Raw genomic sequence first — 879 nt, 5'->3', positions numbered from 1 at the left:
ATACGGATATTGCAGCGTGTTTTCAATCTGTCAGTGATGGGAAATCTTTGGTCGCAGCCGCCATTACTGACAAAGGTGTTACAACGGCAGCGGATGCATCCTTTTCGGTTATGGCTGATAATATCAATAATATATCATCGAGTTTCACGATAAAGACTGCTATGTTGGCCACGAAAAGCAGAAATCTGCACTGGAACACTCCAGACCCAACATGGGATGTAACATCCTACGTTGCAAAGGGCGCAGTGTTTTACGTGACTAATCCGCAAGTTAAACTTGATTCTGGCGGTGCTGCCGCCACAACTGATCCTATAGGACTTGCTCTAACACGTAGTGGTAATACGCTGAAGACCTATCTGTACAGGACAGGCAATCAATATTCGCAGGGTACTACTATATACATTACACCGGTAGCAATCTGGGCAGAAAAGGTATAATAACCTTAGTTATCTGGCACATAAGCTAAAATCATAGTTCCGGTAACCCAATCATCATATATAGTGTTAAATTTGACAATAGAATTTGTGATGCTATTATAGCCCGCTTTACACTGATTATAATAAGAATCATAATGTGCATCAATGGTATTTCCTTTATACTTGACGTAAATTCCGCGCAAATTTATCTTTTTATTCGTAGTGGTGCCAGTATAGGCGATAAAATTAGGTTTAACACCAAGTGTATGATTGACACTAATCGGAGCAACCGAACTATTAATCGATTTTATTTCAGCCTTTGCAGTTAATATATCACCTATAGCAGCAATAGCTGTCTCAAATGCTGAATCCTCTGGAACAATTATCCCCTTCGTAGCCAGGGCTGAAATTAAATCAGCTCTGGCTTCTGAAAAAGACGTTTGTAGACTGGTAATATCCGTAT

The 879-nt window shown here is 40.0% G+C and carries 2 protein-coding genes; one reads left to right on the top strand and one right to left on the bottom strand.

The features are described 5' to 3' along the window. A partial coding sequence (locus tag DWZ56_RS22840; protein ID WP_158584704.1) for a hypothetical protein occupies positions 1–437 on the top strand: 437 nt, incomplete at its 5' end. Positions 438–442: 5 nt separating this feature from the next. Here the strand turns inward: DWZ56_RS22840 and DWZ56_RS22835 are convergent. Next, positions 443–879, bottom strand: a 437-nt coding sequence (locus DWZ56_RS22835; RefSeq protein ID WP_199679635.1) for a hypothetical protein, incomplete at its 5' end; no start/stop codon positions are given.

Source organism: Lachnotalea sp. AF33-28, from assembly GCF_003477885.1.
Taxonomy (GTDB): domain Bacteria; phylum Bacillota; class Clostridia; order Lachnospirales; family Lachnospiraceae; genus AF33-28.
Note: the sequence above shows the minus strand (reverse complement) of the source record. Positions and strands in the feature narration are given on the sequence as shown.